The sequence below is a fragment of the Paenibacillus sp. L3-i20 genome (assembly GCF_022180385.2).
Taxonomy (GTDB): domain Bacteria; phylum Bacillota; class Bacilli; order Paenibacillales; family Paenibacillaceae; genus Pristimantibacillus.
Genome location: NZ_BQME02000001.1, coordinates 1828242 through 1846911 on the forward strand (window position 1 = coordinate 1828242; position 18670 = coordinate 1846911).

14 protein-coding genes and 1 pseudogene are annotated in these 18670 nt (G+C 39.1%); 9 read left to right on the forward strand and 6 right to left on the reverse strand.

Translation table 11 applies throughout. The annotated features are described in order from the left end of the window. Positions 1–414: 414 nt before the first annotated feature. The 4 genes from MFF31_RS08625 (at position 415) to MFF31_RS08640 (ending at position 3912) form a co-directional block, all read left to right on the forward strand. A complete protein-coding gene (locus MFF31_RS08625) occupies positions 415–735 on the forward strand; it encodes a hypothetical protein (protein ID WP_238187622.1) in 321 nt (106 codons plus the stop codon). A 120-nt stretch (positions 736–855) separates the two neighbouring features. After that, entirely contained in the window at positions 856–1923 is a 1068-nt protein-coding gene (locus MFF31_RS08630; protein ID WP_238187623.1) for an ABC transporter permease, read from the forward strand. A gap of 4 nt (positions 1924–1927) precedes the next feature. Continuing rightward, a complete protein-coding gene (locus MFF31_RS08635; protein ID WP_238187624.1) occupies positions 1928–3232 on the forward strand; it encodes an FtsX-like permease family protein in 1305 nt (434 codons plus the stop codon). After that, on the forward strand, positions 3232–3912 hold the full coding sequence (locus MFF31_RS08640) for an ABC transporter ATP-binding protein (RefSeq protein WP_238187625.1): 681 nt from the start codon (positions 3232–3234) through the stop codon (positions 3910–3912). The genes MFF31_RS08635 and MFF31_RS08640 overlap by 1 nt, the downstream gene beginning before the upstream one ends. Positions 3913–3965: 53 nt before the next feature. Here MFF31_RS08640 and MFF31_RS08645 read toward each other — a convergent pair. Continuing rightward, positions 3966–4088, reverse strand: a pseudogene (locus MFF31_RS08645) (IS3 family transposase); the annotation flags it as partial. 229 nt (positions 4089–4317) lie between these two features. Here MFF31_RS08645 and MFF31_RS08650 point away from each other — a divergent pair. After that, complete coding sequence (locus tag MFF31_RS08650) at positions 4318–6402, forward strand: RCC1 domain-containing protein (protein WP_238187626.1); 2085 nt, start codon at positions 4318–4320, stop codon at positions 6400–6402. A gap of 113 nt (positions 6403–6515) precedes the next feature. Here MFF31_RS08650 and MFF31_RS08655 read toward each other — a convergent pair whose 3' ends face one another. Beyond that, positions 6516–8294 carry a carboxypeptidase regulatory-like domain-containing protein gene (locus tag MFF31_RS08655; RefSeq protein ID WP_238187627.1) on the reverse strand — a complete coding sequence of 593 codons (1779 nt, stop codon included), beginning with the start codon at positions 8292–8294 and terminating at the stop codon, positions 6516–6518. A 368-nt stretch (positions 8295–8662) separates the two neighbouring features. Here MFF31_RS08655 and MFF31_RS08660 point away from each other — a divergent pair, with 368 nt between their 5' ends. Further along, positions 8663–9244, forward strand: a complete 582-nt coding sequence (locus MFF31_RS08660; RefSeq protein ID WP_238187628.1) for a DUF2238 domain-containing protein — start codon at positions 8663–8665, stop codon at positions 9242–9244. A 296-nt stretch (positions 9245–9540) separates the two neighbouring features. After that, positions 9541–10653 (forward strand): ribosome small subunit-dependent GTPase A, encoded by a 1113-nt coding sequence (gene rsgA / locus MFF31_RS08665; RefSeq protein WP_375541282.1) that lies wholly within the window; start codon positions 9541–9543, stop codon positions 10651–10653. A gap of 221 nt (positions 10654–10874) precedes the next feature. On the opposite strand, the gene MFF31_RS08670 is transcribed toward rsgA, so the two are convergent. The 4 genes from MFF31_RS08670 to MFF31_RS08685 all read right to left on the reverse strand — a co-directional run bounded on the left by MFF31_RS08670 (position 10875) and on the right by MFF31_RS08685 (position 16864). Beyond that, the gene (locus tag MFF31_RS08670) at positions 10875–12221 is read right to left on the reverse strand and encodes a GntP family permease (RefSeq protein ID WP_238187630.1); all 1347 of its coding nucleotides are present in this window, start codon (positions 12219–12221) and stop codon (positions 10875–10877) included. Between the two features lie 24 nt (positions 12222–12245). After that, positions 12246–13787, reverse strand: coding sequence for a gluconokinase (gntK, locus tag MFF31_RS08675; protein ID WP_238187631.1), 1542 nt, complete (start codon positions 13785–13787; stop codon positions 12246–12248). Further along, the gene (locus MFF31_RS08680) at positions 13780–14511 is read right to left on the reverse strand and encodes a GntR family transcriptional regulator (protein ID WP_238187632.1); all 732 of its coding nucleotides are present in this window, start codon (positions 14509–14511) and stop codon (positions 13780–13782) included. Before MFF31_RS08680 ends, gntK begins: the two co-directional genes overlap by 8 nt. A gap of 376 nt (positions 14512–14887) precedes the next feature. Next, positions 14888–16864 (reverse strand): methyl-accepting chemotaxis protein, encoded by a 1977-nt coding sequence (locus tag MFF31_RS08685; RefSeq protein ID WP_238187633.1) that lies wholly within the window; start codon positions 16862–16864, stop codon positions 14888–14890. Between the two features lie 262 nt (positions 16865–17126). Between MFF31_RS08685 and MFF31_RS08690 the strand changes: the two genes are divergently transcribed. Further along, the gene (locus MFF31_RS08690) at positions 17127–17765 is read left to right on the forward strand and encodes a nitroreductase family protein (protein ID WP_238187634.1); all 639 of its coding nucleotides are present in this window, start codon (positions 17127–17129) and stop codon (positions 17763–17765) included. A gap of 175 nt (positions 17766–17940) precedes the next feature. Beyond that, positions 17941–18636, forward strand: coding sequence for a response regulator transcription factor (locus MFF31_RS08695; RefSeq protein ID WP_238187635.1), 696 nt, complete (start codon positions 17941–17943; stop codon positions 18634–18636). The last annotated feature ends 34 nt before the right edge of the window (positions 18637–18670 follow it).

The following is an 18670-nucleotide window of genomic DNA, read 5'->3' on the forward strand; positions in this document are numbered from 1 at the left end:
TTAAGTTAAAAAACGGGGATTGTAAAATACTCGTGTAACTTAAAGGTGTTTTTTGTATGACAATAAAACTATGTATGCCAGCCAGAGATAGTTATTCAGTAGAAATAATCAGGCGGGTGATTGTATTAAAACTAGCTTCGGTATAACTTCTACTTACTCTTATTACTCAATGGGAATTAGAGTGGAGTTCCCTTTTATACAAGTTCCCAATATGTGATTAAGTATTACACAAGTTGGAATATGAAACCTGTAATAAAAACCCACTTAACAGTCAAACACCTCTAATTTGTTTTAATTTCCTAAATAAGGTTGTCATAATGGATTTGATAGTATATCATTTCTAATATCTGGTCGAAATGAAATATCATGTACTTATAATTTTATAAACCAATAAAATACGAAAAGAGGAATATTATGAAAAAACTTAGTAAATCATTGAACATTAAACTTTTTGGTATTGCACTTGCTGCAATATTGATTGGCGTCACAACTGCTGCGCATGCCGCACCAACGTGGGGAAGTACAGTTAATGTGAGTGGAATTGGAAAGTATGGATTTGCTTGGACTAAAGATGCAGGACAAACAGTTGGCGCAAGAATTGTTATTAATGGAGAGGTTTCCGATGTAACTAGTACAGGTTATGCCCAGACAGATCAGGTTGATGGCTGGTCGTACAATATTGCCTATATTAATCATTCAGTAAATGGTGTCACTGTTGCTTGGGACGAGAAATAGTATTAATTTGGTATAAATAACCAGATTACAAGCAATTTTCATTAATTTCGACCAGATGTTTTTTTTTAAAACCATGCCAAATGAACAATGTGAGATCGTTTTGTAGGAAGAGGTTAACTAATGAAGCATAAGGCATTTATTTTAATTATTTTTTTTATAGTATCTTTATTTATGTCTGTCACGACGAATACATTGGAATCGGCCTATAAAAATATAGCAGAAATGAATGTATTGCAAAATAAAAATTCCATTTCCTTTGAGATTCTGGGAGCTAAATCAATATCTGGAACTAATTTTATAACAGCACTAGATGCTGGAGATGATATTATTATTCAAAAAAATGGTTTGATACTAGGCCCATATTATGGTAAGGCAATTTATTTAAAAAGTGGTCATTCACTACAGGTGCCGTTAATCTCGGGGCGGTTTGTAACAAGCCAGGATATGGGGCAAGGTCAGAAGGTTGCGGTGATTGGAAAGAATCTCGAATATTTGACGTTTATGGAAAATGATCAAGAGTATATCAGATATGATGACGAGGACTATAATGTTATCGGAAAGCTAGGACACTCGAATAGAAGTTCGAGTTTCGACGATTTATTTATACTGAATTTGGATCAATTATTATTGAAATCTGACAACCTACAGTATTACAGTGACTTATGGACGATTTACAATCTGAATTCTTCAACAGAAGAATCCTTTTATCATTTGAATAATCAGATCAAAAATATAAATAATCAAACAAGTTTAACACAACTAAATACTCAAACTTCAAATAGTTATTTGGAGGAACTACTTACCAATCGATTGTTTTCATTGAGTATTACAGGGGTTATTATTATTTTACTGCTGATGAACATCTTGAACACAACCAATTTTTATATTGAAAGTAAGAGGAGAGAAATCGGCATTCGAAAAGCGGTTGGAGCAAGCAATTGGAATATATCTGTAAAGATATTAAAAGACTATATCTCACTTGCAATCGTAGCATATCTTATCGCCCAAATAGTATATATTGGCGTAGTTAGATTTAAGATTACTCCGCTGATATTTGGAGATAGTATAAATCTATTTTCAACCACGGCGGGGTTTGTTCTTGTTCTAGTTGTCGGTTGCTTGGTAGCGGTTGTTCCGGTTGTTCAATCTATCAGACTACAGCCCAATGAAATAATTAAAGGGGGCTGATAATGTGAGAAATATAACATTTGCTATTCATAGTTTATCCAGAAGAGTAGGATTTATGATAATAGCGGTTCTGCAAATATCGGTATCCTTAATACTTTTGTATTCATCGATCCAAATAAATGAAGGGTTAAATCGTAGCAATAATACGGTTGTAAACTATTTTGATAAGAGAGAGATATATACTTTAAGTAATAACGAAGAGTATCAGAAAGATTTATTTAATGATGTCAAACCGATTAGTTATGAAAAATTTAATAATTATCTAAAAACATCTACTGATTTCGTACATATAAGTTATCAGGGAGACCGATTAATGGTAAAGGATTTTCGAAATAGCGATGATTTTGTTATGACTACTCAATATTTTTTAGAAGATCAAGGGAATAAATATGTAGCTGCGAATGCATTGATCATTGAGGCTAATTACATAAAGTACTTTCCTCTGAAAGTATCAGAAGGAAGATCGTTTTCTGAAACCGACTTCACTCATAATAATGAGGAGCAAACGGTTCCCGTATTGCTAGGAGGAAATTATAAATATTTATTTAGTATTGGAGATATATGGGAACATAAGAATGAGCAAACAGGAGTTATTAGTAAACTTAAGATCATTGGTTTTCTAGAATCCAATCAATTCTTCACTGATGCGAAGCTTCCCCTTAATAACATTAAGAATTTAGAAAATTATATTGTGTTCCCTAAAAATGAGATTAGGTTGAATATTTCTAATGACGATAAGGTGCAAAAACAACAAAACATTAATTATAAACTTAATCTATATAATCATATTATGCATTCCATGGTTCTCATTACCCAAGAAGAGCGACATAAGCAAATTATTCAGGAAATTACTGAAACATCAAGGGAGATGGGCTTTTATGATATTCGTGGAATAAATGCTATGAATCAGCTGGAAAAGCACAAAAAATTGTATCAGGAGCAGACAACTATTATTAATGCACTTTTTGTTATCATTATAGTTATCTCTTCTATTGGTATAGTGTCTAACATGTTGTATTCAATTATGAAGAGATACAATGAGTTTGGGATTCATATCCTAACGGGCGCCAGCATTTTTGATATTGTTTCAAGAATCATTTATGAAGTGCTTGTACTTATTATCATCTCATTGATCTTAACATATGCCGGAATAACATTAGTTAGTGGTTCAGGATTTATTCACTTTGAGATCGCAACGTTTATCCAGCTATGCGGTATGGCAATAGTCCTTGGTTTATTAATTGCGGTCATACCTACGATTTATATCCTGAAGGTGCAGGCTAATCGTTTATTAAGGAGGATCCAATAATGAGTTTAATAATAATGAAAAATATAGGAAAAGTATTCGGACACGGTGATTCAAAACTTCAAGCATTATCAAATATCAATATAAATATTGAAAAAGGCGAAATGGTAGCTATCATGGGTCCTTCAGGTTCTGGAAAGTCAAGCTTGCTGAACATTCTCGGATGTATGGATAATAGTACAGAAGGAAAGTATTATTTGGAAGGCAAGGATTTATCTACTCTCAAAAGTAGAAAACTTGCCAAGGTCAGAAATCAGATGTTTGGATTCATTGTTCAGCATTTCGCGCTACTCGATGATTACGATGTCTATGAAAATATTGCACTTCCTCTGGAATATGCAGGTGTAAGGAAAAGATTTAGAAATGAAATTGTATTAAATCTTGCAAATGAGTTGGGTATCGCACAAAAGTTGAAAAGAAAGCCGAGAGAATTGTCTGGAGGTCAAAACCAAAGAGTAGCAATAGCCAGAGCTCTTGCAAATAATCCTGAAATTATTCTCGCCGATGAACCGACAGGTGCTTTAGATAAAAAGACGGGCGAAGAAGTGATGGGGATTTTCGAAGAATTGAGTCGAAATGGTAAAACGATTGTTATTGTAACTCATGACGAGAACGTCGCAAAAAAGTGCAAAAGAATTATTAAAATCGAAGATGGTTCTGTCGCTATGAGTAAAGAAGAGTAGGAAATCCTTAGGCGGAGAAGGACTTATTCTGTAAAGTTAAATAGTATACACTTTTATATGATTTGTTGGGCATGAATCTGGTATTGAACTGGACTCATGCCTTTTAGTTTTACTTTTATTTGCTTTTGGTTGTAATAGTCAATGTATGAAACCCATTTATTTAATTTTTTAAACGAGTGAAAGTTTCCCTACTAGTTATGTATTTAAGGTGCAAAGAAGAAGCCAGTTTTGGTAGAATTACAAGGTATTTTTCAAGAAGATTGTCCTGGTTCAGAGTCCATTGCATTGCAAGCGAATGTCCTTAACGTGCTGTATACACCTTTGTTTTTATAAACAACGTAGGCAATATATCCACAATAGTCGAATTGTGGTACTCTGAGTAAAAACATAGGGGAAGATGTCGAAATGAGATTCAAACTATCATATTTATTTTTATCAGTGCTTCTTGCATTAACCACATTACTAGATTCGGGTAAAATACAGGCAGCTCCGCAAAAGACTGGTTACAAGCAGATTGAAGCAGGAGCTTTTTTTACGGCAGCATTAAAAAGTGACGGCACGCTGTCAATATGGGGGTATTTAGAAGGAATCCCTAGATTAAAGGGTTACGTTGAGTCATTAGGAAAAAAAGATTGGGCATATATTAGTGCGGGATTACATTTTTTGACGGCCATTAAAAAGGACGGGACAATGTGGAGCTGGGGATTTAATGATGCAGGTCAACTTGGTAACGGGACAACAAAAAATGGTCAGAAGCCTGTTCAAATTGGTATCAATAAAAAGTGGAGAATGGTGTCGAGCAATTATGCTCATAGTGCAGCCATTGCAACAGACGGTACATTATGGACATGGGGATTTAATCCATTCGGAGGACTAGGAACCGGTGATATTAGGAATCGATCTAAGCCTGTGCAGGTGGGCAAGGATAAGGACTGGAGCAACGTAATCGCAGGTGAGTTTCATATGATTGGCGTAAAAAAAGATGGGACGACCTACGGATGGGGAGTAAATTTAGAAGGAACTGTCGGCAATGGGAAAACGGCAGGGGCTCAAACGACTCCAGTGAAAATCGCCAAAGAAAGTTGGAAATCACTTACGGCTGGATTTGATCATACGTTGGCTCTAAAGCCGGATGGCTCACTATGGGGCTGGGGAGCTAATTTTGCTGGGCAAATTGAGAGGGGATTGGCTGAGAAAGTATTGAAAATTACTCGCATCGGTAAAGACAACGATTGGATAGATGTGATGGCGAGTGGGAATGACAGCTATGCTTTGAAGAAGGATGGGACAATTTGGGGCTGGGGTCAAGACTTTTCCGGCAAGCCTCGTCAAATGGGCTTGGATCGTGACTGGAGCAAGATTTCTAAACATGCATCTGGATCACAGCATGTTATTTTGCAAAAGAAGGACGGCTCATTATGGGGCTGGGGAAACAATAGCAGCGGGCAAATTATATACGGAAAAAGCACAGAACATTTGTTTGATATGTCAAAAATTCCGATGGAAGTATTCCCATCTGCAGGTCCAAGCAAGTGGGCATCCGCAGATATTGAAAAGGCAACGCTACATGGTCTCATCAACAAACACGATCTTGGATTTTATAAGTCAGATGTGACTCGTACTGTAGCTACAAGACAATTCATTCAATTGTACAAGTCATTGTCGGGTACTGATGAGATCGAGCAGAAGAAAGACGCATTTACTGATTATCCTTCGGATGACGATGTATTGTCTTATCAAATGGGCTTTATTGAGACAAAATCTAAAAAACAATTTAAACCCTATGAACCTATAAAGAGGCAAGAGTTCTTATTGGGAATTTATCGTATCATGAAAGCATCTGATCTTTCATTAGAGTCACTGCCAACTAAATGGAGCAAGCCCTATAAGGATACTAACGAAGTTAGCGCCAATGCGAAGGAAGCTTTGCAATATTTGGATCAAGCAGGACTATTGATTAGCGAACACAATCAAATAAAACCAAATGAAGCTATTTCCCGCGAGGAAGCTTCGGCTTATATATGGCGTACATATAATCGTTTTATGGCTAATACGAAATATTCGGATGCAGTTAAAGATTTATTTTATAGCAAGGGCTATCAGATTGATGTTGTGAATCAAAGTACTAGTATAGGCTACAAAATTTTGGATAAGGGAAATGAAATCGTCGAAATCACTTATTTTGATGCAAAAAAATTAGACTATGTGCGTAATCGTTCACTTCCGGCAAAAGTTACTACACTATATACGCCCGGGAAAGATGATTATAAACTATCTTTGATTGCCGGTATTATTGAAAAAGATAGGAATGTTTCACTTCCAATTTTCAAGGAATCATTACTTGAGCAGTTCAGTGAGCTGGAGATAGACAAGTTGCCTTATAAAAAGAGTACTTACGAACAATATATTACAGTGGATGGAAATGAGTATTTGTTCATTTTATTTAATACAAGCAAAACCAAGGAACGGGATTTGGAGGTCAATTATTAAGGAATATGAATGAAAATAATCAACTATCTCCTACCACCATAGACAGTTAAAAATAATATTAAGAGAAACGGGGCTGCGACTTAGCAGCCCCGTTTCTCTCTCCTTTTACCTTACTAATCTTCGTTATCATCATCGTCATTCTCTTCATCATCTTCATCATCATTATCGTCGTCATCGTCGTCATCCTCATCATCATTATGCTGCTTGCTCTTCGTCACAGTAACAATGGCTGATGATGTTGTGGTATTCCCGGCTTGATCGCTCACGGTATAGGTGATTAAATATTCACGTGATGTGTTCTTTTTGGAAACGTCGGCAAGAAGCTTAAAGGAAGTATCGTTTGTGCCGTAGTCGGCATTTTGAATATCAGAGGAGTTTTTTTTAGGTATATAAGCTTTTTTTGATTCAGTTATTGTAATGGAAGTTAACTCGACCGCAGCTATTCCTGATCCATTGTCGGCACTGTCAACAGTGACTTCAATAGGTCTGAATTTACGGTTGACTGGTGAGAGTTTATACGTGTTAAGTTTAAGTTTCAGAGTTGGAAGTGTCTTATCGATATTTACTTCAACCGATTTCGTTGCTTCCGTATTGCCAGCTCGGTCCGTGCTTCGAAAGAGGAGAGTGTGCTTGCCATCTTCTTTAATTGCAATCGATTCACTATAAGGCAGCCAAGTGCTACCTTGATTATTGCTGTACTCGGTACGCTCCACACCAGATAATTGATCGTTAGACGTTAGAGCTACAAGGGAATCTGAACGATACCAGTTGTCTTTAAGTACGTTACCCGATACAGACGCTTCTGTTACAGGGGCTGTTTTATCGATGCTAAGCGTGATGTTTCCGGTTCCTGTTAATCCTCCGCTATCCGTTGCGGAACCGCTTATGACTTGATTAGCTCCTTCTGTTGTTACTTGTATTGGAGGATCAATAGTAAGTTGCGAGTCCTCATCCTGCGCTGTAAAGGAGACTGTCACGTCCTTGTTATACCAGCCATTGCGATCTGGCGTTCGTTCTGCGTGCGCCTCCACAACAGGGGGTTGATTACTTTTAATGAGCTTTAGTCGCAGTTGTTGTCTTCCGCCATTAATAACGATATTCTGTTCAAGGGGCAAATAGCCGGGCGCTATAACTTTAAGCGTGTGGTTGCCTCCCCGAAGTACATCTGCACTGAAGTAGTTCCCAGCTTGGAATATGGGTGTATTCGTCCCCACTAACGAAACAACGGCATTATCAACAGGAACGTCCCATTGGTCAATAATTTCACCTTCTAAATACCCGTTTAAAAATGGTGGTCTTATGTCAGCTGTCTGATAATTAACAGTGCGATGTGCTCCCGGAAGTAGTTCAAATACTTGATCAAAATGATCATTAAATATTAATTTGAACATATTTGGTCCGTATACGGAATTAAATTGACCTGCTATGAATGAAAATGTGTAATTCCCTTCTGAGTCTGTTACGGTAGATGCGATATCTATTCTTCCTCCGTTACCAAGATATACGTTCAAGCGCAACGGATATCCAGCAATAGGTGTTTCGTACTCATCCATGTAGGTAATCTTCCCAGTTACTGTCGCTCTCTGTTGCGGTATTTGAAAGTTAAACGTTTCAGATTGCAATGTATTAATGATCACATTTCCTTGTATAGTCAAAATGACGAATACTTCATCACCAAGATATCTTGTGTATGAAGGAACCGTATAATATCCGTTCACATCAGTGATAGCTGAAGCGACTATACGGAAGCCAAGTCCGGCAGTATAAGCACCTACTTCGATTTTGGCCCCTGCAACAGGCCCTCCGCTTTCATTCGTAATCGTTCCTTGAAGAGAACGGACAACTGTATCCCCACCATTTTGCGCGTGTCCAATATTTGTAGTTGTTGTCATGAATGCCAGAACCACTATCAGTATTACAAAAAGCTTTGTCCTGCGGAAACTAATCACATCGTTCATAAATTCCCCTCGCTTTTCATGAGTTTATAAAGAAGTGTTTGTTCTTAATAAAGAATACCATGTTGCCACTAAGTTTGTAAGGGCTTTGCATAGATAAGTTCAATTGGATATCACAAATATTCTAACTCGCCTAAACATCTTGTTGGTGGGTTCCTCCCAAACAAATTCCACCATCTATGGTATGGATAGTTAATGATGAGCTTTGAAACAATATAAAGGAGAGATAGTTATTAGGTTTAATCGGTTACATAAGCCATGGATAATAGTAATAGTACAAATTCGGCCAAAAGGAAGGAGCTTCTATGCCAGACAATGATAGAAATCATAGGTTAAATGTTGCTTTTGAAATAGTGCTTTATGTCATCTGCGGAGTATCAATTATTTATTTTGGCATGATCGGAGCTTATGGCAAATGTTTTCAAGCTGGTCTCATCATAATCGTCCTGCTGCTCTTTAGGGGTTTAATTACTTGGACAAAGAGTGAACTGCCTCCCCTGCTGCGCTTCTCGGTGCTGATCTTTATCGTGATTACGATGATGCTCGCAAATTTATTTAATTTGTATGCGGTAATCCCTTATTTAGATAAAATTGAACATCTAATGTCTGGATTTATTTTATTTTTCGTAGGACAATTCCTTTTGAGCAAAATGGTTAAGCGTAATGGACTGAGTAGCCTGCCTTCCAATATCTTCATCTGGTTTTCCTTCTACTTCTCTGTTGCAATGGCTGGTGTATGGGAAATATATGAGTTTACGGTCGACCATATATTCGGACTTGTTTCGCAAAATGGGAGTTTAACGGACACGATGATTGATATCATCTGTGGAACGGTGGGCGCAGTGGGAGCAGTTATGTATCAATTTTATAATAAAAGGCGCGTTTGACTTTGCGGAAATATGCATAACTTCATAATCTTTTTTTATCCAGTAAATAGGGTGATGAAAGAGCCTTTAGGATCGTTTTGTTCTTTTGCAATGCTTCATTGCATGTTACAATAATTTGGAATCATAGTAGCAAGCCAGCTGGATTGGCTTGAAGGGAGAGATGTTTTATGGAAGGTTTAACTGTTTTTGAAGGTGTCGTAGTCGGGGTCGCAGGAATCCTCTTTTTAAGCGAACAATAATTTTGTTTTCCAAATGAGGATTCGACTGTGACTGGTCTTGGCGTTATTGCCAAATGAATGAACCAATTACAGGGGGAATCCGTAGTGAATCAACAAACAACCTATACAGTATTACAATCGTTAGGCTGGAATGAGTATTTTTCCAAACTATTTGCCGCTTATGCTGAACAAGGCTACCATGTGGGCCGGATTACATTGGAGCATAAACGAATATACCGCCTGCTAAGTGAGTATGGCGAGCTCTTGGGCGAAGTAACAGGCAAGCTGCGTTTTGAAGCGACAGGTCGAGAAGATTTTCCTGCAGTTGGTGACTGGGTTGTCATAAAACCGCGTCCGGAGGAACAAAAAGCTTCGATTCACACTATACTTCCGCGTAAAAGTAAGTTTTCTCGCAAATTAGCTGGAGATACGGTAGAAGAGCAGATTGTAGCAGCGAACGTTGATACTGTATTTTTAGTAAATGCCTTAAATAATGACTTTAATATACGCAGGATGGAACGATATTTGATCCTGGCATGGGAAAGTGGCGCTACGCCGGTAATTGTGCTAAGCAAAGCAGACTTGTGTGAAGATCTGGATGCACGCATGGCAGAAGTAGAATCAATTGCGATTGGTGTACCTATTCATGTAGTCAGCGCCGCACAAGGAGAAGGGCTAGATCAGCTCGAACCTTACTTGGGCGTGGGTAACACTATTGCGTTGATAGGCTCATCGGGAGTAGGCAAATCTACTCTGATTAACACATTAAGCGGAACTGACATGCTACGAGTTAATGGCGTTCGTGGTGGAGACGATCGTGGTCGCCATACGACGACACATCGCGAGCTCGTTCAATTACCGAGTGGCGCTCTGATGATTGATACACCCGGTATGAGAGAATTGCAACTGCTCGAGGCCGATGAAGGTTTCCGTGGTGCATTTGACGATGTGGATTCGATTGTCGAGGCATGCCGATTTAACGACTGTCAGCATGCGAAAGAGCCCGGCTGTGCTGTTCGTACGGCATTAGCGGACGGATCATTGGAACAAGCTCGTTTTGACAGTTATCTCAAACTCCAACGTGAGCTGGCTTATGTAGCACGCAAAGAGAATGAAAGACTGGCAGCGAATGAAAAAGCAAAGTGGAAAAAGATTAGTATGGATCTAAGGCAACGAAAGCCTAAGAGATAAGTAAAGCGAAAGAGGACTGCTCCTTGTCTTTGAAACAGGGAACAATGCGCCTTTCAAGTTCAATAGCCAGTCGTCCTGAAATCAAGGGGCGACTGGCTATTTATTTTCGATTGAATATGTATTGAGTTATCGTAATTGATATCAATAAGAAGCAAAAACCTCTGATATACACGTAGAAGATACTAAGTTTATATCAGAGGCTACTGCCTTGAAATATTGATTTATACGACCAAACTTAGCAATAGAACGAATGCTAGTCCACATACAGAAACGATTGTTTCAAGCACTGTCCATGTTGCAAATGTTTCTTTCATAGTTAGACCAAAATACTCTTTAAACATCCAGAAACCAGCATCATTAACGTGGGAAGCGATCAAGCTTCCTGCGCCTGTTGCAAGCACGACCAAAGCAAGGTTAACGTCAGATTGTCCGAGCATCGGGATAACTAAACCAGCAGTTGTTAATGCTGCAACCGTTGCTGAACCTAAGGAAATACGTAGAATTGCCGCGATCATCCATGCAAGCAGGATTGGTGACATAGAAGTTCCGTCGAACAACTCTGCTACATATTTGCCTACACCGCCATTAATCAATACTTGTTTGAGGGCTCCGCCTCCACCAATGATTAGAAGCATCATTCCAATATGACTAATTGAAGTTGTACAAGATTCCATAATCGATTTGATCGGAATTTTTCTCGCGATTCCCATTGTGTAAACTGCAACTAACAAAGAAATTAACATGGAAGTTGAAGCGTCGCCAAGGAAGCGAATAACTGCAAGCAGGCTGTTGTCTTCCCATCCTAACGTCTTTTGAAGCAAAGTAATAATAGTCGCAATCGACATTAGAATTACAGGGAGCATTGCCGTAAATACGCTGATGCCGAATCCAGGCGTATCTTCTAGTTTAAATTGTTTTTGTTCTCCTAATGAAGCGATATTGCCTGTTTTCGTAAATGAGTCAGGTACAAACTTTTTAGCAAGCTTAGTAAACAGGGGACCAGCAATAAGTACAGTTGGAATTGAAATAATGAAACCGTAAAGTAGAACCTCACCAATATCTGCGCCGTATTCACCCGCGATTATTGTCGGACCTGGGTGAGGAGGCAAGAAACCGTGTGTGACAGACAAAGCGGCTGCCATCGGAATACCAAGGTATAGAATAGAAACTTTTAGCTGTCTTGAAATTGCGAATACAATTGGAATTAACAATACTAATCCTACTTCGAAGAATAGCGCCACACCGATAATGAAGGAAGCGGCTACAACAGCCCATTGGATATTTTTTTCGCCAAACTTGTGTACAAGAGTCATTGCAATTCGTTGTGCACCGCCTGAGTCGGCTATTAATTTACCCAACATTGCGCCGAGACCAAAGATTAGAGCTATGTGACCAAGAGTTCCGCCTATTCCAGCTTCAATTGTTTTTACAATTTCATCTAGCGGCATTCCAAGTGCTAAAGCGACACCGAACGAAACAATAATTAATGAAATAAAGGTGTTTAATTTGAAAGCCATTATTAGAACTAATAATGCTAAAATTCCAATTCCTACAATAACTAATGGCATTGTAATTTCCCCCTGTGATTAAATTCATAGTTGTTTTGTTAGCCCTCTTTGATAATTAGCAATCTTCGTGTAGTCCTCTTCTAGTACTCTGGATAGGCTAATGAAAATCGCAAGCAATTGACTATATTCTTTTGTTGCTTCTTCATTTGGTGTATGTTTGATGGTTGTGCCCACCATTTCGGAAACGACTTCGAATGATTCGATTTTCCCTGTGGCGTATAGGCCTAAAATACAAGCACCTAGACAAGAGCTTTCGTAGCTTTCTGGAACAACTACTTCGGAATCGAATATGTCAGACATCATTTGCCGCCAAACATCTGATCTTGCGAAGCCGCCAGTAGCTTGAATTCGAGTCACAGGACCGTCCATACATTCGAGCAGTGCTAAAAATACGGTGTATAAATTATATATAACCCCTTCTAGGGCTGCTCGAATCATATGTTCTTTTTTGTGTGACATTGTTAAACCAAAAAATGAGCCGCGTACGTCCGGGTTCCATAATGGAGCACGCTCACCAGAGAGGTATGGATGGAATAACAATCCATCAGATCCAGGTCTTACACGTTCAGCAATCTTAGTCAAAACATCATATGGATCAATTCCTAGTCTTTTCGCTGTTTCTACTTCTGATGAGGCAAGTTCATCACGGATCCAGCGAAGAACCATTCCCCCATTGTTCACCGGCCCGCCAATCACCCAATGGTTTTCAGTTAGGGCATAACAGAATATCCTTCCTTTCTCGTCAGTTTGCGGTTTGTCGATAATGGTGCGAATAGCACCGCTTGTCCCGATTGTGACGGCAATTTCTCCTTTTCGTATTGCATTTACACCCAAGTTAGATAGGACACCATCGCTAGCACCGATGACAAATGGTGTTTGCGGATCAATACCAATCTGTTTTGCTAAATCTGAATCACAGTTGGTAAATATCTTAGTTGTTGGTACGAGCTCAGACAGCTGCGCAGATGTTATACCAGCAATTTGTAAAGCTTCTTCGTCCCAATCGAGTGTGTGGAGATTCATTAAACCCATAGCTGAAGCTAGGGAATGATCGACAACGTATTGATTAAAGAACTTTTTGAAAACATATTCTTTAATTCCGATATATTTTTTAACCTTGACAGCGATTTCAGGTAGGTCATTCACTATCCAAGCTATTTTAGTCAATGGTGACATAGGGTGGATCGGTGTTCCTGTCCGTTTATACACTTCATGACCATTTAGCTCAGCTTTAATTTTTCGTGCCCATGCTTCACTTCGGTTATCAGCCCAGGTGATACAAGGCGTTAGCGGCAAGTCACTTTCATCCATTGCAATGACACTATGCATGGCACTGCTAAAAGAAACAAACAATAATCTCTTTTGTGAATGATGTTTCATAATATTTGAAACGGCCTGTAGTACTGCCTGAAAAATCTCTTCTGGATCTTGTTCAGCTGTTGATATATCAGGTGTATAAAGCGGGTATCCTATGTTTTGTTGCGCGATGACGTCACCTTGTTCACTATATAAAACAGCTTTTGTACTTGTAGTTCCGATGTCGATAGCTAACATATAGTTAGTCATTTGGTTGTACTACTCCCTTAGAAAGCATTTGCTGAGAAATCCATAAATCGTCTACTCTACCTTGAACATCATCAAAGTTTTGATGTAACGATTTAATCATGAGATCTCTATCTTTTGTTTTAATCGCTTCAATATAAAGCTCATGATTTTTTATAATCCGTGTAAAGTCTTCAACCTTTTCTTTTAAACGAACACGCATCGACATAAGAATCAGGCTTTCCATTACGGGTTTCAAATTATTCCAGATCATTAGGATGTGTGAATGTTTTACTGCACGAACAATTGTTTCATGGAACAACACATCTTGATATGAAAACTCATCAGCATCATTATATTTGATTGAAACTTTCATCATTTCAAGTATTTTGCTAAGTTCCGTTGCTAATTCATTCGTATCTATTTTTACAAGTCGTTCAAATACAAATGATTCTATAAGTAAACGGACATCATAAATTTCTTCTATTTCTTTCTCGGACAAACCAATTACAACGGCGCCCATTCTTTCTAAACGAATGATATTTTCAGATGCCAGTGTTTTTAACGCTTCACGAATTGGTGAGCGACTGACAGCAAAATCCGCAGCTAATTTGTTTTCAGATAATATGGTACCGCTTCCAATCTCCCCGCAAATAATGCGCATTCTAAGTTCGCAGGATACGCGATCACCAGCTGAAGCTTTTGAAAGCCATTTGGATGGATATAGAAATTCCCGAGCTTCGGTCATAAATTCATCGCCCCAATCTAGTATACTTGTATACAAGTATTATTATAGCGAATACTTTTAATTTTGCAAGCGCTTTTACCAGGTCACTTTTTGCCATAACTAATTCTCTCTTATAGCTTAATTGAATCTTCAATTTCTTTCTAAATTAGGATTTAACCGCCTCTGCCTTACATTTCCCTATATACGTTTGAAGTATCTCTCCTTACCTAATTATAAAAATATCCCCTCCAAATGTTCACTCATTCCTCATACATACATGATGGTCTTTTGAGTGTTTATTTGAAGGGGATATAACTATAATGCAAAGCGTTATGTTCACATTGCATTAGCTTGTATTGAATTTGTTACTGACAACAGATCACTATATCTATTACATCTACTTCAATTTGAATCGAAGTACCAGTGACTGGAGTTCTTCAGCAATTCCAGCAAGATGTGAGGCAGAGGCAGCAACTTCCTCCATCGAAGCGTTCTGTTCTTCGCTGGCAGCAGCGACGAGTTCGACTTCTTGTGACGTCGTCTTACTCAAGGTGCTCGATTCATCGAACGCCACAATCATCGCTTCATTCGATTGCGTAAGCCGCTTACCTACGCTAGCTACTTGGCTGAGTTGGTCGACGATACGACCAATTGCTTCATACATCTCCGTGAACTGTTGTTCGACTGATTGGGTCATAGCATTTCCGGCGGCAGCAGATACTACACCTTCCTCCATGCGGTCAACCATGTTGCGGGTTCGACCCTGTACATCTCCAATTAAGACAGCAATTTTATCGGCGGCAGCACCTGTCTGATCAGCAAGCTTTCTTACTTCTAGAGCAACTACGGCGAACCCACGGCCATCGTGACCAGCTCGTGCAGCTTCAATAGAAGCGTTTAGTGCAAGTAAATTCGTTTGCGAAGCAATCCCTTGTATAAAGCTAGTTACCTCGTTAATTTCTCCTGCGACCCGGTTCAACTCCAATGTTTCATGTTTTGAACGGGTAGAATGCTCGACAATCGTATTCATTTGTTGTCTTGTAGCAGAAAGAGATTTCTCGCCTTTATTGGCTAGGCCATTAATTAATTGCGACAGCTCGGTGCTCTCATGTATGATGTCTATTGCATTTCCTAGTTCTTGTTTAGCAAGTCCAGCTGTTCGCTTAACACTGCCCATGCTTTCATTCATATCGGAGGACATAAATGATATTTCTTGCATAGAGTTAGCGACTTGTTCGAGCGTTATAACATTTTGCTCTGAATTTGCCGATAGTTGCTGCGATGAAGCAGCTACTTGCTCCGAATGATCGGCAATTTGCAGCAATACATTGGACAATGACTGCGACATTGTATTGAAGTTGGATTGCAATTGCCCTATTTCATCTACTCTTTGGTTACCGACGAACCGTACGGTCATATCGCCATTAGCGATAGAGTCAGTCAGTTTCTTCAATTGCAGGATGGGTTGTACTGTCTTCTTCATGAATATCCATGTAAACAAGGCAATAAGGAAAAGCAGTAGCACGATGAACAGGATTGAAGTAAGTAATAAAGATTTTGTCTTCTGTTCGATTTCGTTCCAATTAATGACCGAAACTACATTTAGTCCGAGTGAATTTTCCTTGTTAAATTGATAATACTCGCTAAGCTCTCCTTCTCCGAACATGAAAGAACCTTGATTTTGGTTGCGCATCACGTCGAAGCGCTCGTCTTGAAGCGGCTCACCTTGCTTGAATCGTGGATGCGACATGGTTACGTTGTTCTGATCGAACAAACTGACATAGCCCTGATCTCCGATCTTATATGTACTTACCAATTCATTTAAATGATCGAGGGCGATATCAATTCCAGCTACGCCCGAACCATCAGAGAGCGTCTTGGCAAACGTAATGACGTAACTTTTCGTTACTTCATCGATATAGGGTGGAGTCATTATAACTTGACCTTTATTTTGAATCGCTTTTTTGTACCATTCACGAGTAGTGGGATCAAAAGATGCCCTTTGCGCTTGAGTAGAGTTGTAGTATTGCTTGTTATAATACATGAATGCGGCCAATACGTTGTCAATATCTCCCTCAATATGGACGATTCGATCTTGGATATGCGCCTCTGGGCTTTCTCCAGAAGCTATACGTAAATCTGCAAAACTATCAATTGTAACGGAATAATCGCTGTAAGAATTGTTAAGAACCTGTGTAATCATCGTTGTTACGGCTTCGACTTGGGCCAACTGTTCGCGCTCCAATTGGCTACGTGCAATATGCGTTAAGGATAGACTTAGAGCGACGGTGGGGATAACAATAAGCAAAACAAGGAATAACATCATTTGTTTTGATATTGATGATTTATAGCCGGTAAACAATTTTTTGATCATCTGTGATGACCCCTCTCTGATGGTGTAAGACAACAAGTTGCTGGGGTGATTTTATAATTATTCCATTCTGTATTTATCGGACATTAAAAATAAAAGTTAATATAAAAAGAATCGTTTCATAAGAAAATAAATTAAATATGAATGAATTAGAGGGTTCTGGGTGTAATCATCTTTTTTTGAAATAAATTTTCATAGATTATCCAGAAAGGAAGCTCTATACTACTTAATTATAGGCAGCATAAGACTATGGAGGATGGTAACTATGAATAATTTAGAGACACTCATTAAGTCAAGACGCTCAGCTATGAAGTTTGTAAGTGGAGTCGAGATTCCAAAGTCTGATTTGGACGAAATATTTTCTATTTCAAAATTTGCTCCTTCAGCGTTTAATACTCAGCCTACGCACTATGTGGTTGTGACAGACAATGACCTTAAAGAAAAAGTGTATGAAGCTGCCTACAAGCAATATAAAGTTAAAACAGCATCTGCATTAATCATTGCTTTGGGAGACACAAAAGCTTACAAAGAAATATCTCGTATTAATGAAGGAATGCTCCATCTTGGTATATTAAGCAAACAGGAATTTGATAAAGAAGTTGAAGATGTTAACAACTTTTACGATAGCCGGGGAGAAACATTCCAGAAGGAAGATGCCATTCGTAATGCGTGCTTGTCAGCTATGCAGCTCATGTTAATTGCTAAGGATAAAGGATGGGATACTTGTCCCATGATCGGGTTTGATCCTGATGTTCTTCGTCAAATATTAAATATTCCGGACCAGTATGTTCCTGCACTACTCATTGCGATGGGTAAAGCAGATACAACAAAGGAAAGAGCGCGTGGATATCGCAAGCCAGTAGGAGAGTTTGTATCGTACAATTCTTCGCCTGTTCAACAATAAGCTAGTAAATGGCTAAATATAAGGGGCTTCTACGTACGGCTAACGCCGAATAGTAGAGGTCTCTTTTGTTATAGGTTAATTTCATATAAAATGGTAATTATGAATGGAATGATTGGTGCAGAATGATAGAGTACATATGAAAGATAGTTTATTACGGATTATACAAGGAGATTAGATGGACAATTCGATACATATTCTCGTTGCCGAGGACGATGACGACATCAGTAAGCTGCTATGTAACATTATAAGAAAGAGTGGTTATATTCCACAGCCCGCGTTCTCCGGCACGGAGGCGCTTATTTATTTGGAGCAACGACAATGGAACATGGTACTGCTTGATTTAATGTTACCGGGTATGACAGGTGAGGAGTTACTCGGGCGGATATGCGAAATGGGGCATATACCGGTTATTATCATTTCGGCTAAGGGTGAGCAGCAGACTAAGGTGTCGCTGCTACGAAGCGGCGCGGATGATTTCATTACGAAGCCGTTCGATATCGAGGAAGTATCGGCACGAATTGATTCCCATCTGCGTCGGTATGCACAGAAAGTTCAGCCGGCTGTGCAAGGCATGATACTATTCCACAAGGAACTTGTACTGGACCGTGATACGAAATCGGTGACTGCCGATGGGATGGAGCTTGCACTGACCGCAATGGAGTATGAGATTCTCGCCGTGCTTCTCTCCGCACCGAAAAAGGTATTCACAAAAGCAAATCTATACGAAAGCGTATGGGGCGAGCCATTTTATGGAGATGACAACACGGTCAACGTCCATATGAGTAATTTGCGCAGCAAGCTGGCAAAGGCTGCACCTGGTAGCGAATTTATCGAAACGATATGGGGTATTGGATATCGGCTTAAGCCTTAAGACATTCTTAAGTATTCGCTTTAGCTTCTCTTAA

Bases quoted from the DNA above. Each gene is read 5' to 3' on its own strand.
- MFF31_RS08670 (WP_238187630.1), bottom strand. From the start codon at position 12,221: ATGCCATTAGTTATTGTAGGAATTGGAATTTTAGCATTATTAGTTCTA.
- MFF31_RS08680 (WP_238187632.1), bottom strand. From the start codon at position 14,511: ATGACCGAAGCTCGGGAATTTCTATATCCATCCAAATGGCTTTCAAAA.
- MFF31_RS08655 (WP_238187627.1), bottom strand. From the start codon at position 8,294: ATGACAACAACTACAAATATTGGACACGCGCAAAATGGTGGGGATACA.
- MFF31_RS08625 (WP_238187622.1), top strand. From the start codon at position 415: ATGAAAAAACTTAGTAAATCATTGAACATTAAACTTTTTGGTATTGCA.
- MFF31_RS08690 (WP_238187634.1), top strand. From the start codon at position 17,127: ATGAATAATTTAGAGACACTCATTAAGTCAAGACGCTCAGCTATGAAG.
- gntK (WP_238187631.1), bottom strand. From the start codon at position 13,787: ATGACTAACTATATGTTAGCTATCGACATCGGAACTACAAGTACAAAA.
- MFF31_RS08650 (WP_238187626.1), top strand. From the start codon at position 4,318: ATGAGATTCAAACTATCATATTTATTTTTATCAGTGCTTCTTGCATTA.
- MFF31_RS08685 (WP_238187633.1), bottom strand. From the start codon at position 16,864: ATGATCAAAAAATTGTTTACCGGCTATAAATCATCAATATCAAAACAA.
- MFF31_RS08695 (WP_238187635.1), top strand. From the start codon at position 17,941: ATGGACAATTCGATACATATTCTCGTTGCCGAGGACGATGACGACATC.
- MFF31_RS08630 (WP_238187623.1), top strand. From the start codon at position 856: ATGAAGCATAAGGCATTTATTTTAATTATTTTTTTTATAGTATCTTTA.
- rsgA (WP_375541282.1), top strand. From the start codon at position 9,541: ATGAACCAATTACAGGGGGAATCCGTAGTGAATCAACAAACAACCTAT.
- MFF31_RS08640 (WP_238187625.1), top strand. From the start codon at position 3,232: ATGAGTTTAATAATAATGAAAAATATAGGAAAAGTATTCGGACACGGT.
- MFF31_RS08660 (WP_238187628.1), top strand. From the start codon at position 8,663: ATGCCAGACAATGATAGAAATCATAGGTTAAATGTTGCTTTTGAAATA.